The following is a 13,686-nucleotide window of genomic DNA, read 5'->3' as shown; positions in this document are numbered from 1 at the left end:
TGGTGCGCAATTCCATGCCACGCCATCCGAGCTCTGCGATCTGATTGTTGCATTCGCGGAGGTTCACGAACTTGGCTGATTGCTGAGCGCTTCTTCCCCACGAGGGTTGTGAACGTGTCTGAAAGGGGTCAGCTCTTTCAGCTGACGTCCGAGGCGGACAACCCGGTGCGGCGAGTCTTGATGTATCCGGCTGGTGGGGAGGTGCCGGGCGAAGAGAAGCCGGGTGGGTGCTTCGTGACCTTTGGGTTGATCGAGGACTGGGGTCTGGAGCAGACGATGATCAGCGCGTCGTGGGATGTTGCTGATCTCGATCGGGCTCGGCTGTGGAAGAGGTTCAAGCGCACGATCCACAACCAGGCGAGGGCCGGGGCGACCTTCGTCAGCCCGCGCGCATCCGCATACGACAAGTCCTACCGAATTCTGCCCGAAGCAGAGGAATACGCACGGAGGGGCGGAAAGCCGTCACCTTCAAGGACGGGCCGGAGTACCGGCTTCCTGCGACAGCCTGACGGCCCAGCTGGGTCAGGCACATCACTTCCTGGCCGCATGATGAACACCTCGGGTACCTCGGTCTACAGCACGACCATCCACGTCGGGCCTGGTCAGCGGACCGGGACGCCTGCTCAGCACGTCAGGTCGAGTGCGAGCTGCTCCCAGTGGCTGACGTCACGGCGCAGCTGTCTGTCGTGCGTCGCGATGACGACGGCCGCCAGCGTGACCTCGAGCGCTTCTGTCAGCTCGTCCACCAAGGCGATCGACAGATGATTGGTGGGCTCGTCGAGCAGCAGGATGTGAGGTCTCGCCGCAATGACCTTCGCCAGGTCGAGGCGGCGTTGCTGGCCCATCGACAGGTCGCGCATCCGCCTGTTCAGGTCGGCGGAGGACACCAGTCCCATGCTGGTGAGCGATGGCACCTCGTCGTTGCTCGGGCCATCGCGGCGAGCCAGCTCCTGCACATGGGCCGTGAAGTCAGCGCGGACTGTCCGGTCTCGGTGCCCCGTGGACTCCTGTCGCAGCAGCCCGACTCGGACGTTGCGCGATGTGCGCACCGACCCGCGGTCTGGACTGATCTGTCCGGCCAGCACCGCGAGGAGGGTCGACTTTCCGGAGCCGTTCTCTCCGGTGATGACGAGCCGAGATCGCGAGTCCAGTGTGACCGTGACGCTGCGCTGCATCCTGTCGTCGACCCGAACCTCGTCAGCGACGAGGAGGGTGCCGGACCTCACGGGAAGATCGGGCATCGTGAGACGCAGGGGCGGGACAGGGGCAGTGACCGCATGCTTCTCGAGGTCGTCACGTCGTCGATGGACGGACCTGACCAACGCTGGTGCGCGGGTGGCGCGCTGGTGCTTGCCCGTGCCTTTGTCGGGCCGCCACCCGGTGGTCAGACGATTCTGGGCCTCGGAGAGGTTCTGCGTCAGACGGGCGTGCTCGGACCTCTGATGGTCGAACTCGGTCTCCCAGCGGCTCAGCTCGGCCTCCCGTCCCTCCCGGTACCCCTGGAATCCGTTGCCGTAGGTACGCGGCAGCCCGTCCCGGCTGGGGTCGAGGTCGAGGATCAGGGTGGCGGCGTCGGTCAGCAACGCCCGGTCGTGACTCACGACGACAGCGCCTCCCGGGTGATCTTGGAGGCGCCGGGTCAGGAAGTCGAGTCCAGCAGCGTCGAGGTGGTTGGTCGGCTCGTCGAACAGCAGGAAGTCGTACTCGGCTCCGAGCAGGCAGCCGAGCCTGACGCGGTAGCGCTGACCGACTGAGAGCTCGTCGAGCCGCCGGGAACGGTCGGTGATGGCGCCGAGGTTCTCCAGCGCGATGTCGACACGACGGTCGGCGTCCCACGCGCCAAGACTCTCCGCAGCGTCGAGGGCTGCCGCGTAGGCGTCATCGCTGCCGGGGGCACCGACCGCGAGGGCTTGGGTGGCGTCGTCGAGTGCCCGCAGGGCTGAGCGTGCGTCCGCCAGCTCGACGTCGATCGCGTCGCCGACGGTGGCGTCTGCGCGCACAGCCATCTCCTGCTCGGCCAGCCCGAGGGTGCCGGTGCGGTGGACGGTCCCGTCGTCGGGCTCGAGCACCCCGGCGAGGATGTGGAGCAAGGTGGACTTGCCGCGTCCGTTCTCGCCGACGACACCGACCCGGATACGGGGACCCACGGCGAGGTCGACGCTGGTCAGGACGGGTCTTCCGCCTCGCAGGATGCTGATCTGCTCGGCGGTGAGCTGGGCGCGGGCGCGCGCGGGTAGGGCGATATGCGTGGTCATGGGTGTTCTCTTCTCCGGACAGGAGGCGCACGTCCAGCGCACGACGACGTGAACGGCGCACTTCTCGATGACTCGACCGTCGAGGGTCGAAGGCAACATCAGCGGGCCCGCAGGCTCACGTGTCGTGAGAGGCGGGTCCGTCCGGGAGCGGGACTACGAGAAGAGCAGAGGTCGCATGGGTCCAGGTTAGCGAGGCGGAGGCGTCAGGGTGACGTCAAGGTCGCAGGCCGGAGATCACGAAGTCGTGGAATCGTGCGCTCGGGGGTGACAGGGGGCGGTCGGCGCGCCAGATGAGTCCGATCGATCGCCGGGCGGATGCTGAGGTGATGGCAACGCCGTGGGTGCCGGACAGCCCCACGAAGGCCTGCGGCACGATCGCGACGCCGAGGCCGGCAGACACGAGGCCTTCGATCGTGGCGAGGTCCTGGCTCTCGAACGAGATGGTCGGTGAGACACCGGCATCTCGCAGCAGGCTGTCGACCAATGTGCGGTACCCGAAGGCGGCGGGGGTCGTGATGAGCTCTTCGTCCTTCAGCTTCCGACAGCTTGATGGTCTCGCGTCCGGCCCACCGGTGGCTGTGTGGCACCACCAGCACGAGGCGCTCCTCCTGGAGGGTGTGCCAGCCGTACCGCTCGTCCTCCGGTCGGGACGACGTGATGGCCAGGTCGACCGCTGATCTGTCGAGATCGGTGAGGATGTCGTGCGCGGCTTCCTGGCTAGGCTGGACGCGTACCCGCGGGGCGAGCTGGTGGAACTCTCTTCAGCAGCTGAGGCACCAGCGAGGTTGCCATGGAGTCCAGGAAGGCGAGGCGCACGAGACCTGCGTCCGGATCGGCGACGGCGGCAAGTGACGAGCGGAGCTCGTCGTAGCGGCTCGTGATGTCGCGCGCTGCCGCGACGACCATCTCGCCGCCGGGCGTCAGCTGCACTCCTCCACTCGTCCGATCGAGCACGCGCATCCCGAGCTCGTCCTCGAGCCGCGCGATGGTGCGCGACAACGTCGGCTGGCTCGTGCCCAGCACGGCCGCCGCATCGGTGAGCGGCCGATCTCGGCCGACGTCACGAGCCAGGACAGATCGCGGATGCGCATACCTGAATCATACGGAAGACGTATTAGATAGTGCCATTTTGGACATTGGACGTATGGGAGAGTTCTCGCGATAGTCGGAAGGGAAGGTGTTACAGCAAGAGGGGGCACCATGAAGGCGCTGGCGCTGAAGACGATCGAAGCCGTCGTGGACCAGGTGGACGTCGCGGTCTCGGCGATGACCCGGCCGGGGGACAGGGCACCGGTCGTGTTCCTGCACGGATTCGGTTCGACCAAGGAGGACTACGCCGACACCGCCCGGCAGGAACCTTTGCCCGACGCGGACTCCTGGCCTACGACGCACCGGGCTGTGGAGCCTCGACGTGCGCCGACCTGGGCGCCCTGTCGATCGACTTTCTGGTCGCGACTGCCGAGAGCGTCCTGGACAGCGAAGGAGTCGATCGGTTTCATCTCGTCGGACGCTCGATGGGCGGGCTGACGGCGCTGCTGCTGGCGGAGCGGATGCCCGACCGCGTGCTGAGCCTGACAGACATCGAAGGCAATCTCGCGCCCGAGGACTGCTTCCTCAGCCGCCAGGTGCTGACCCATCCCGAGGAGACCGACGAAGCATTCCTCGAGGCCTTCGCCAGACGCGTCGCTCGCTCTGCTGAAAGGTCGAGCGCCCTGTACGCGACGAGCGTCCAGCACAAGGTGCGTCCGGGAGCCGTCCCCGGCATCTTCTCGTCGATGGTCGAGCTCTCCGACCACGGGAGGCTGCTGGAGCGGTTCCTGGCGCTGCCCATGGCGACGTCCTTCGTGCACGGTGAGCAGAGCTCTGCGCTGACGTACCTGCCTCGACTCGCACGCGCCGGAGTCTCGCTGATGGAGATCTCGCACAGCGGCCACTGGCCGATGTACGCCAACCCCGTCGAGCTGTGGCAACGGGTCGCTGCGTTCGTCGAAGAAGCTGATCCGCGGTGACCGCCACGACCCGCGAGGGCATGCAGGCGAGATCTGATGGACATCTGCCAGGCACGGCCCCCTACAGGCGTGTCTCGGCGGCGCTGTTCCTGGCCGGCATCGCCACCTTCGCGCTGCTCTACAGCACGCAGGCGATCCTGCCCGAGCTGGCGACACGCTTCGACGTCTCCACCGGCTCGACCACGTGGACGGTCTCGTTGACGACCCTGGGCCTCGGGATCGCGCTGCTCGTTGCTGGTCCGGCCTCGGACCGGTTCGGGCGCACGCAGTTCATCCATGGTTCGTTGGCCGCCTCGACCCTGCTCGCTGCAGCCTGCGCGATTGCGCCCAGCTGGCCGCTGCTGCTGGGCCTCAGGTTCGCCGAAGGGGTTGCCCTCGCGGGCCTGCCGGCTGTTGCCACGGCCTATCTGCGCGAAGGCTGCACGCCTCGTCGCACGGACGGGCTGCCGGCGTCTACATCGGCGGCACGGCTCTCGGCGGCATGATGGGGCGGCTCGTGACAGGCGGTGTCGGAGAGGCCGCCGGATGGCGGTGGGCGCTACTGGCCACAGCCCTCCTCGGATTGCTGTGCGCCATCGGCGTGCGGCTGCTGCTTCCGCCGTCACGACAGTTCGTCCCCGGGCCTGCCGGTGTGCGGCCGCTGCTCGACATGAGTCGCCGCGCGGTGTCGGACCCTGCCTTGCTGGCCCTGTACGGGATCGGCGCATGCTCGGTCGGTGCTCTTGTCGCGGTGTTCAACACGATCAGCTTCAGGCTCGAGAGCCCGCCCTTCAGCCTCGGCCTCGCCGCGGCGAGTCTCGTCTTCCTCGTCTACCCGGGAGGCACCGTCTCGTCGGTGATCTTCGGGCGGCTGGCCGATCGGCACGGTCGTCGCGCAGTCGTGCCACTGGGATGTGTGCTGGCGATCGCGGGAGGACTCGTGTCGCTGACCGGATCGCTGACACTCGTCGTCGTGGGAGTCGGTCTCCTGACGTGTGGATTCTTCGCGGTTCACGGTGTGGCAAGCGGATGGGTTCCGGCGCGCGCCCATGCAGGAGGTGTCGCGACGGGCCAGGCCGCCTCGCTCTACCTCTTCTCCTACTACCTGGGGTCGTCCGTCTTCGGCAGGCTACGGAGGTCACCTGTGGTCGACCTCGGGCTGGCCAGGAGTCATCGGACTGACCACGGCTCTCCTCGGGGTGTCCCTGATGCTCGCGCTGTTCCTGCGCCGCACGCCGACGCTGCTCGAACCAGCGCAGCCACGAGCGTCGTCGCGCTAACCCACCCGACCGAAGTCGCGCCGGAACATCGTGGCCCGCCACCCGTAGGCCAGGCCGGCGAGCAGCACGGCCGACATGGCCGCGACGCCGACAGTGACGTCGGTGACCTCGGTCAGCAGCCCTCCCGCGACGGCACCGAGGGGCGTGCCGCCCCAGGCCACCATGCGACCTGTGGTGTTGACGCGAGCCTGCAAGTGGTCGGGAGTCAGGGTCTGTCGCAGGGTGATGCCGTTCAGGATGACGACGGTGTTGCCGATGCTCCACAGCAGCAGCGCGGCGCCCGCCGTGAACATCGACGTCGAGATCGACAGCACCAGGACAGCGGGGACGCACAGACTCAGGCCGCCGACGCTGATCCATCCCGTCGGAAGCAGACGAGTGAGCCGTGGGAGAGCCGTCGCTGCCACGAAGCCACCGACAGCGACCGTGGTCGAGCAGCCCGCCGAGACCGCCGCCGTCCGAGGACACACCGATCTGTTCGACGGCGAGCACGAGCAGGAGTCCGGTGACGCCGCCGGCGGCGATCGAGTTCGCGACCCCCAGCAGGGTCAACGGTCGGATGACGTCGTGCTGCCAGAGGAATCGCACGCCTTCGCCGATGTCGGCTGCAATGGAGGGCTGAAGCTCGGTGGTGGCCGCCCGCGCCGGACCCATCGGCCGGGCGATGCCCAGCAGGCAGCCAGCCGCCACCAGGTAGCAGGCCGCGTCGACCGCCAGCACCTCGTGGGCGCCGACGAGCGCGACCAGCAGGCCGCCCGCGGCCGGACCTGCGACGCCGACCACCGTGGACGCGGTCCACAGTGCGCTGTTGGCGCGAGCGATGCCGTCGCGGCCGACGATGGCTGGCAGCGCACCGAACGCGGCTGCGTCGAACCACACGAAGGCCGACGACACCACGGCCGTGACGACCAGGACGTGCCCGACGTGGAGCGCATCGAGATGTTCGGCGACCGGGATGCTGAGCAATCCTGTCGAGCAGACGACCTGGGCGCCGAGCATGACCCGACGGCGAGGCAGCCGGTCGGCCATCGCACCGGCCAGGAGCCCGAAGACCAGGTAGGGCGCCACTTGCAGCGCGGTGACGGTCGAGGTGAGGGCGGCCGACCGGGTCAGGTCGTAGACCACCACGGGGAGGGCGACCGCCGTGAACGCAGAGCCCACGACGGCCACCATGCGGGCGGCCCAGAACCAGCGGAAGTCGGGCCCCAGGCCGCCGGAGCTCACCCCGTGCAGGCCCTCGGCCACGATCCGAGCGCCCTCGATGGCCGACAGGGTGCCGGGCTGGACGTACGTGTTGTCGACCGCGACGAGCCGGTCGTCCTTGACCGCCGGGGTGTCGGCCAGGTGCTTGGTCAGGTAGGCGCGCGTCTCCGCCTCGTGTGCCTTGCTGTTCACGGCGAACACGAGGGCGTCCGGGGCCTTGCCGAGTACGACCTCGGGGTTGACCTCGGCGGCGAAGAAGTCGGCGAACCGACCGTCGTCGGCGAACAGGTTCTCGCCGCCACCGAGACGCAGCACGTCGATCTCGACGGCTCCGCCGATGGCGTAAGCTTGCCGCCCTCGACGTACACCTGGGCGGCGCGGACGGGCGCGGCGTCGCCGACGATCGCAGCGATGTCGGCCAGGTCTGCGCGGGCCTCCTTCTCGACAGCGGCGGCTCGGTCCTGGACCCCGAATGCCTCGCCGAGGAACTCCAGGTCGGTGAAGGTGTCCTCCACCGTTCCGGCGGAGCGACGGTCCTTGCAGCCAGCCGTGGCGACATACGGACTGAGCACCGGCGGCTTCGAGGTCGTCGTAGCCGGCGAAGCCCATGTCGGTGGTGAACTCGTACTCGGTGCCGCTGAGCACCAGGTCGGGAGTCTTCGCGAGCAGGACCTCGCGGTTCGGCGGCGTGTCGGCGCTGATGGACGGGATGGCCTCGACCTGTTGGGCCAGCTCGGGCGAGGGCTGTCCGAGCGCGTCCTGTGCCTGGGCGACGACCTTGTCGCCGAGACCCAGCTGGATCAGGAGCCGGTGATGCTGGGATGCATGCTGACGACCCGTTCGGGCGCACTGGCGACCGCGATCTTCCGGCCGCAGTTCTCGGTGGTGACGGGGTAAGCTGCTGTCAGCTGCGAACGCCGACTCGTCGGTGTCGTTGGTGACGGTGCCGCACGCGGCCAGGCCTGCGAGCAGGGCGGCTGTGGTGACGGCCCACCGGGCGGTGGTGAGGGTGGGGGGCTTCATGGATCTCCTGGGTTCAGGTGGTCGAGGAGCGGACACGATGCCCGCCCCGATGGGTGAGGGCGACCACGTGCCGCCCGGTTCGGGGGTGGCTCAGCAGATCGCAGTCGACGCCGTAGACGTCCTCGATCCGAGCCGCGGTGAGCACCTCCTGCGGGGTTCCGGCCACCTCGAGCCGGCCGTCCCGCAGCAGTGCGATGCGATCGCAGTACGTGCTCGCCAGGGTCAGGTCATGCAGCGCGACCACGCAGGTCAGGCCCAAGGACGTCACGAGCTCCAGCAGGCCGAGCTGGTGCGACGCGTCGAGGTGGTTGGTCGGCTCGTCGAGCAGCAGGACCTCCGGCTCCTGGCACAAGGCACGTGCCAGCAGCACTCGTTGTCTCTCGCCGCCGGACAGCGTCGGGAAGGCGCGTCCAGACAGGTGCTCGGCGTCGGCGCGCCGCAGGCTCTCGGCGGCCAGGGCCAGGTCGGCGGCGGCACCCGATGACCGCCGGTGCGGGATGCGGCCGAGCATCACGACGTCCAGCACCGACAGCTCGATGTCGGTCGCATGGTCCTGGGTCAGGACGGCGCAGCGTCGCGCGATCGTCGCCCGCCCGGCTGTGGCGACGTCCAGTCCCGCGAGCGTGATGCGGCCGTTCGTCAGGGGCAGGATGCCGCTGACGGCCCGCAGGAGGGTCGACTTGCCGCTGCCGTTCGGGCCGAGCAGCCCGAGCACCTCGCCCCGCTGGGCGGACAGGCTGATGTCGTGGAGGATGCTCGTGCCGCCGATGACGACGGAGACGCCGTCGACCTCGAGATCGCGGGTCATCGTTCCTGGCCCATCGGGCGCCTGCGCATGAGCCACAGGAAGAAGGGCGCCCGACCAAGGCGGTCACGACGCCCAAGGGGATCTCGCGCGGTGTCGCCGCGGTGCGGGCAATGGTGTCGACGAGCACCAGCAGGACGGCGCCGGTGACGGCTGAGAGCGGGATCAACGCGCGGTGCCCGGCTCCGATCAGGAGGCGGCACACGTGCGGCACCACCATGCCGACGAAGCCGATGCCGCCGGCGACGGCCACGACTGCACCGGTCAGCAAGGACGTCACCACCAGGGTCTCGACACGCAACCGGGTCATGTCGACGCCCAAGGAGGCGGCCGTCTCTTCGCCGGTCATCGCAGCATCGAGGTGGTCGGAGCGCCAGACGGCGTAGGCGACACCGAGAGCCAGGGCGGCCGCCGGGATGGCGAGCAGGCTCCATGACGCCGAGCTGATGCTGCCGAGCAGGAAGAACATCAGCCGGGGGAGCTTGCCGTGCTCTGCGGTCACGGTGATCCATCCGGTGACGGCGCTGAACAGGTACGACAGTGCGACGCCGGCCAGGACGAGCCGCAGCGGTTCGAGTCGACGGCCTCGGACGGTCAGCAGGTAGACCGCGATCCCAGCTGCGGCGGCACCGCCGAAGGCTGAGCCGGTCACGAGGAGGCCGGGCACCGAGGCCCCCAGCACCAGCGCACCGACGGCACCGAGGGCGGCACCCGACGACGCGCCGAGCACGTACGGGTCGGCCAGCGGGTTGCGGATGATGGCCTGCAGGATCGCGCCGACGACCGCAAGCGCAGCGCCGACGAGGGCGGCCAGCAGGACACGTGGCACCCGGAACGTCCAGACGATCTGGTCGTCGACCTGCGACCACGTGGCGGTGGTCGAGCCGGGGCCGATGTGCGCCCAGAGGATGCGCAGGGTGGTCAGGGGGTCGACTGCGACTGGTCCGATCCCCACGCTGAGGGTCGCGACGAGCAGGAGGACGACCAGCATCGTGGTGACGGCGGTTCTCCGTCGCCGCACGGTGGTCTGTCGGACCTGCGCCGCTGTCGGCGCGGTCAAGGAGGAGGCGATCACATCGGAATGATAACCATTCTCATTTAGATGGACGCCAAGGGGCCGGACCGGTGACGACGCCGGGCGCCGCTCAGGCCGACAAGAACGCCACGACGTGCGGCGTCACGGTGCTGCTGAACTCGTCGAAGAAGCCGTGACGGCCACCGGGAGTGATCTCGACCGAGCAGTCGGAAATGCGTGCGGCGATCGCCGTCGCGTTCTCGACCGGCGCCATCTCGTCGTCGCTGCCGTGGAGGACCAGCGTCGGAGCGACGATGTTGCCGAGGCGGTGAGAGGCGTCGTGCTGGGCGCTGACCCGAAGGTGCAGCTGCTGCGCCTTCGCCGACATCGAGCTGTCGCCGAACAACGTGCTGCGCTCATGGGTCGACGCCCAGGCAGGCGTGTAGAACAGGTCGACCAAGGCGCGATGGCGGGCCTGGCGATCGGGGTCGGCGAGCCGTCGGCGCACATCCTGCGACCGTTCGACAGCCAGCTCTCCACCGGGGGAGGTGCAGGCCAGCACGAGCCGGTCCACGAGGTGCGGATGCTCGATCGCGAGCATCTGCGCGACCCGTCCGCCCATCGACGTCCCGTAGACGTGCGCCGTCGGGATCTCGAGCTCGTCGAGGACGTGCGCCGCGTCGCGGGCGAACGATGCGGTCGACCACGGGCCGAGCTCGGAGCGGGTCTCGCCGGTGCCTCGGTAGTCGAAGCCGCGGTCCGGAAGGTCTGCGAGATCAGAGGCTCGATGGGGACCCACCAGTGGTGGGAGTTCGCCTGGCCCTGCAGGAGCAGCACCGCCGGAGCCGTGCTCGGGCCTGCGATCTGGCAGGCGATCTGAGCGCCGTCGGGCATGGTCGCAATCGTCGTGACGGACACCTTCGCATCCTAGGCGGCCTGCCCCGGACGTACTGCAGACGCAGTACCTCGGACGCCTGCTCCGGGCTGACGCCAACAGCCGACGATTCGGGTCTACTGGGACGGACGGGGGTGGTGACGATGGCGACGGTGCTGACGCGCGGGTCGTGGGTGTGCCGGCTCCGGCCGCAGCGGCGAGACGTCGTGCAGCCGTCGTCGGCGCCTTCGCGCTGAGGGCGGCGAACGTGCCGTGATCGGTGCACCCCAAAGTTTAACTACGCAACGTAGCGTATTGACGTTACGCGGGAACGGATCTACTGTGATGGGCGCCACTAGTTAAATCGATCCAATCTGAGAGTCCCCATGGCTCCACCACTGCTCGTCCCATCCCGCTCGAGGCGCCGCAACGCACTAGCCGCGGCGGTTGCCACGCTGAGCCTTGCCGCGGCGAGTCTGACCCTGCTGCCCATGGCGGGCGGAGCGGCGGGCGCCGCCACCCCCGGCCCGGGTGCGAATCTGAGCCCAGCAGCCAGCGCAGCCTCGTTCGCCGAACCGCCTACCGCCACTCGGCCCATGTATCGCTACTGGATGCCGCTCGCGTTCACCGATGACGACGTGATCCGCAGCCAGATCCAGCAGCTGTCAGAGGCCGGTGCAGGCGGCATCGAGGTTGTCCCCTTTTACGTTCCCGGTGCCGGGCACCAGGACAACGCCTTCCTGGCCGACTACGGCTGGGGGACCCCAGAGTGGGCCCACAAGATGGAGGTCATCACCGATCAGGCCGCCAAGTACGGGCTGATCGTCGACCAGAACCTGGGACCGCAGTATCCGCCGACAGTTCCGACCCTCAACAGCTTCAACCAGCCAGAGGCTGAGCAGCAGCTGATCTACGGACGTGAGTTCAACGCCGCCGGCACGAGTCGCACCGGGATGCTGCCCGCGACCCTCACCGCACCACCCAGCGTCACGACCAAGCTGTGCCGGGACGCCGCCGTCGGCGACACCACAGTCGGAGTTGCGGCGCTCAGTGGCCTGGCGGCGGGCGACGTCATCACGATCGGCACGGCCGGCGAGGCCGAAAAGGTCGAGGTCGTCAAGCTGGGCAACCGCCTGGCGGCCTGCGGAGATCTCACCGTCAAGCCGTTGGTCAAGCCCCACGCCAATGCGGCTGCCGTGGTGAACGTCGCCACGGTCAAGCGGATCGGCACCGTCATCGCACAATGTGAGGACGAGTGCGGTGCCGGGACGACCGGGCCGATCAAGCTCGACCCGGAGTCGGTCAAGGACGTCACCGATCAAGTCACCCAGGACGGGCAGCTCGACCACACGTTCTCGCAGGGCAACGGGCATCCGTGGGTCGTCATCGACTTCAAGCAGACGGCCTCAGGTCTGATCGCCCAGCGCGGGGGTTACACGGCGACCCAGCCCAACTACGTCGTCGACCACTGGAGCACGGGAGGTGCCACGATCCAGGCTGACTTCTGGGACGAGAACATCCTGACGCCGCAGGTGCGCGCGAACCTCGAGAAGATCGGCGGAGGCGCCATCTTCGAGGACTCCCTCGAGCTCGGCGAGACCCAGAAGTGGACGACGGACCTGATGTCGCAGTTCGAAGATCTGCGAGGGTACGACCTCACGACCCGGCTGCCCGCCCTGGCAGGTGCTGGCATCCAGGGCACCCACGCGCCAGCCTTCGAGATCGAGGGCGTCGGACCCCAGGTGCGCGAGGACTACCGCCAGACGATGAGCGACCTCTACAACACCCGGTACGTGCGAACCATGCAGAGCTGGGCCCAGGGGCACGGGCTCAACTTCCGTGCACAGTCGTACGGCACGCCGATCTCGACCCCCGAAGCATCCGCTGAGGCAGGTATTCCGGAGGGCGAGTCGCTGAACTTCGGCAGCCCCAACCCCCTCGGTGCGGAACAGGACTATCGGGCGGTCTCGACGGGAGCGCACGTGACAGGCAAGAACATCGTGTCCGTCGAGTGTTGTGCCAACTTCCAGGGCGGCTACCGGTCCACGGTCTCTGGCCCCAATGTCGCCGGCCAGTACGGTGACGGCGGTGACGGATCGAACCTTGCAGGCAAGTATGGGCAGGGTCTCGTCGACAGCATCCACAAGGCTTACGCCGGTGGGGTCAACCAGCTCGTCTGGCACGGATTCCCCTACCGCGACGCGCCGGCCGGGGTCGGAACGGCCGGACGTGACGGCCAGTGGCCGGGCTACAACCCGTGGGACATCTTCGGTGCGCTCAACGCTTCGGAGAACTTCGGGCCACGACTGCCCAGCTGGCCCGACTACGCTGCGCTCAACGACAGCCTGGGGCGAACCCAGCTCGCGTTGCGTCAAGGACGCGCGACGCTCGACCTCGCGGTCTACTACGAGGATCTCGGCCTGATCGGCTCGAGCGTGAGCCCGCAGCAGGCCACCCAGCACATGCTCGGCACCGACTCGGCGACCTCGAAGGCCGGCTACACGTACGGCTACCTGGCGCCAGGTCTGATCAAGGACCCCGCGGTCAAGGCCGACCCCGACGGCGGCATCTTCGGGTCGAAGGCCGACTACGACGCCCTGATCTTGAACGACCAGAAGACGATGTCGACGGCCAGTGCGAAGCGGCTGCTGCAGCTGGCCAAGCAGGGGCTGCGGATCTACGTCGTCGGTGAGGCACCGTCGCGACGACGGGCGCCGAAGCAGACCAGACCGAGCTTCGGGGCGTCGTGACCGACCTCCTGAATCAGTCCTCGGTCAGGAAGGTCGTCAACGAGGCGGCGCTGCCGGCCGCGCTCGCCGATGCGGGCATCAAGCCCGACGTGACGCCCGCGGAGCCGAGTGCCGACCTCGGCCTGGTGCGCCGTGAGGCGAACGGTGCGACGTACGACTTCGTCTACAACCGGTCGAAGAAGACAGCTTCCGTGACACTTGACATCACGGGTACCGGCACGCCGTACCTGCTCGACACGTGGTCGGGAAGGATCACCCCGGTCACGAGCTTACGTGCGCACGAGCAGGGGCATCTCAACCCAGGTGCGCGTCGGGCCGCACGACAGCACCATCGTGATGATGGCCAAGTCGACCACGGGCCTGCCCGCAGCGACGAAGAATCCAGCCAAGCCTGGTGCCGTCTCGACGGTCGCGCAAGGCAGCGGAGCTGCGCTCCGCGCCACGAGCAACGGGACGATCGTGACCTCGCTGGCTGATGGCCAGAAGATCACGA

At 68.5% G+C, this 13,686-nt stretch carries 8 protein-coding genes and 6 pseudogenes; 5 read left to right on the top strand and 9 right to left on the bottom strand.

Annotation, left to right across the window (positions count from 1 at the left end; translation table 11 throughout):
- Positions 1–623: 623 nt before the first annotated feature.
- The 4 genes and pseudogenes from ACHMWU_RS26345 to ACHMWU_RS26330 form a co-directional block, all read right to left on the bottom strand.
- Positions 624–2,255: an ATP-binding cassette domain-containing protein gene (locus tag ACHMWU_RS26345; RefSeq protein WP_396048510.1), complete on the bottom strand. Its 1,632-nt coding sequence runs from the start codon at positions 2,253–2,255 to the stop codon at positions 624–626.
- Positions 2,256–2,469: 214 nt separating this feature from the next.
- Positions 2,470–2,802: pseudogene (locus tag ACHMWU_RS26340) on the bottom strand (LysR substrate-binding domain-containing protein); the annotation flags it as partial.
- A 73-nt stretch (positions 2,803–2,875) separates the two neighbouring features.
- A pseudogene (locus tag ACHMWU_RS26335) lies at positions 2,876–2,956 on the bottom strand (hypothetical protein); the annotation flags it as partial.
- Positions 2,957–2,972: 16 nt separating this feature from the next.
- Positions 2,973–3,326 carry a LysR family transcriptional regulator gene (locus ACHMWU_RS26330; protein ID WP_396049233.1) on the bottom strand — a complete coding sequence of 118 codons (354 nt, stop codon included), beginning with the start codon at positions 3,324–3,326 and terminating at the stop codon, positions 2,973–2,975.
- A 129-nt stretch (positions 3,327–3,455) separates the two neighbouring features.
- On the opposite strand from ACHMWU_RS26330, the gene ACHMWU_RS26325 reads away from it, so the two are divergent.
- From ACHMWU_RS26325 to ACHMWU_RS26315, 3 genes and pseudogenes are all read left to right on the top strand, one after another.
- Positions 3,456–3,782 (top strand): hypothetical protein, encoded by a 327-nt coding sequence (locus tag ACHMWU_RS26325; protein WP_396049316.1) that lies wholly within the window; start codon positions 3,456–3,458, stop codon positions 3,780–3,782.
- A complete protein-coding gene (locus ACHMWU_RS26320; protein WP_396049232.1) occupies positions 3,677–4,264 on the top strand; it encodes an alpha/beta fold hydrolase in 588 nt (195 codons plus the stop codon). Before ACHMWU_RS26325 ends, ACHMWU_RS26320 begins: the two co-directional genes overlap by 106 nt.
- Positions 4,265–4,284: 20 nt before the next feature.
- Positions 4,285–6,032: pseudogene (locus tag ACHMWU_RS26315) on the top strand (MFS transporter).
- On the opposite strand, the pseudogene ACHMWU_RS26310 reads toward ACHMWU_RS26315, so the two are convergent.
- From ACHMWU_RS26310 to ACHMWU_RS26290, 5 genes and pseudogenes are all read right to left on the bottom strand, one after another.
- A pseudogene (locus tag ACHMWU_RS26310) lies at positions 6,031–6,696 on the bottom strand (MFS transporter); the annotation flags it as partial. The pseudogenes ACHMWU_RS26315 and ACHMWU_RS26310 overlap by 2 nt on opposite strands.
- 1,066 nt (positions 6,697–7,762) lie before the next feature.
- The gene (locus tag ACHMWU_RS26305; protein WP_396049315.1) at positions 7,763–8,017 is read right to left on the bottom strand and encodes a hypothetical protein; all 255 of its coding nucleotides are present in this window, start codon (positions 8,015–8,017) and stop codon (positions 7,763–7,765) included.
- Positions 8,018–8,116: 99 nt separating this feature from the next.
- Positions 8,117–8,557, bottom strand: a pseudogene (locus ACHMWU_RS26300) (ABC transporter ATP-binding protein); the annotation flags it as partial.
- Between the two features lie 103 nt (positions 8,558–8,660).
- Positions 8,661–9,545, bottom strand: a pseudogene (locus ACHMWU_RS26295) (FecCD family ABC transporter permease); the annotation flags it as partial.
- Between the two features lie 154 nt (positions 9,546–9,699).
- Positions 9,700–10,368 (bottom strand): alpha/beta fold hydrolase, encoded by a 669-nt coding sequence (locus ACHMWU_RS26290; RefSeq protein WP_396048509.1) that lies wholly within the window; start codon positions 10,366–10,368, stop codon positions 9,700–9,702.
- A 461-nt stretch (positions 10,369–10,829) separates the two neighbouring features.
- Between ACHMWU_RS26290 and ACHMWU_RS26285 the strand changes: the two genes are divergently transcribed.
- Both ACHMWU_RS26285 and ACHMWU_RS26280 read left to right on the top strand, forming a co-directional pair.
- Positions 10,830–13,193 (top strand): glycosyl hydrolase, encoded by a 2,364-nt coding sequence (locus ACHMWU_RS26285; protein WP_396048508.1) that lies wholly within the window; start codon positions 10,830–10,832, stop codon positions 13,191–13,193.
- Positions 13,190–13,669 (top strand): hypothetical protein, encoded by a 480-nt coding sequence (locus ACHMWU_RS26280; protein ID WP_396048507.1) that lies wholly within the window; start codon positions 13,190–13,192, stop codon positions 13,667–13,669. The genes ACHMWU_RS26285 and ACHMWU_RS26280 overlap by 4 nt, the downstream gene beginning before the upstream one ends.
- Positions 13,670–13,686: the final 17 nt, after the last annotated feature.

Origin of the sequence: Aeromicrobium sp. UC242_57 (assembly GCF_044452305.1) — a bacterium.
In the GTDB taxonomy this organism is placed as follows: Bacteria; Actinomycetota; Actinomycetes; order Propionibacteriales; family Nocardioidaceae; genus Aeromicrobium.
This window is presented reverse-complemented; position numbering and strand designations above follow the sequence as displayed.